Source organism: Shinella sp. G-2, assembly GCF_050172695.1.
Classification (GTDB): Bacteria; Pseudomonadota; Alphaproteobacteria; order Rhizobiales; family Rhizobiaceae; genus Shinella.
This window is the reverse complement of sequence record NZ_JBBEYH010000075.1, coordinates 1-726: the sequence shown is the minus strand read 5'-3', so window position 1 is coordinate 726 and position 726 is coordinate 1. Positions and strand designations below refer to the sequence as shown.

Genomic DNA, 726 nt, shown 5'->3' with positions numbered 1-726 from the left:
TTATGAGTGATTTGTTTTTGCTGAGCGAACAGCAGATGGCGCGGATCGCGCCGTATTTTCCTTTGGCGCATGGTGTTCCCCGCGTCGATGATCGCAGGGTGATCAGCGGCATCGTCTACGTCATCAAGCATGGCCTGCAATGGAAAGATGCGCCTAAGGACTACGGACCGCACAAGACGCTCTATAACCGCTTCATCCGCTGGAGCCGGCTGGGCGTGTTCGACCGTATCTTCGTGGCCCTGTCCGGTGACGGTCCGAAGCCCGAACGCATCATGATCGACGCGACGCACCTGAAAGCCCATCGAACCGCGGCGAGCCTGCTTAAAAAGGGGATGTTCCCCGTCGTATCGGGCGAACCAAAGGCGGGTTGAACTCCAAGCTTCACACCGTCTGCGATGGCGAAGGACGCCCGATCCTCATGCTGCTCAGCGAAGGCCAGATGAGCGACCACAGGGGCGCTCGCCTCGTCCTGGATAGCTTGCCGCCGGCCAAGACGCTGATTGCCGACCGAGGCTATGACAGCAAGACCTTCCGGGAAGCCTTGCAGGCAAAGGGCATCGAACCCTGTATTCCATCCAGCCGCAGCAGGAAGGCACCATATCCATACGACAAGGCGCTTTATCGTCAGCGCCACAAGGTGGAGAACCTCTTCGCAAAGCTCAAGGACTGGCGGCGCATCGCAACCCGCTACGACCGTTGCGCGCATACCTTCTTCTCGGCAATCTG

Annotated in this window: 1 protein-coding gene; it reads left to right on the top strand. The window is 59.2% G+C overall.

Annotated features, from left to right (window positions below; all coding sequences use genetic code 11):
* Positions 1-2: 2 nt before the first annotated feature.
* Positions 3-726, top strand: a protein-coding gene (locus tag V8U06_RS29175; protein ID WP_427143646.1) for an IS5 family transposase whose coding sequence is annotated in 2 segments (ribosomal slippage) — positions 3-336 and positions 336-726 — 725 coding nt annotated over the 2 segments. Because the reading frame shifts where the segments join, the coding sequence is not laid out codon by codon here. This gene is flagged as partial in the annotation.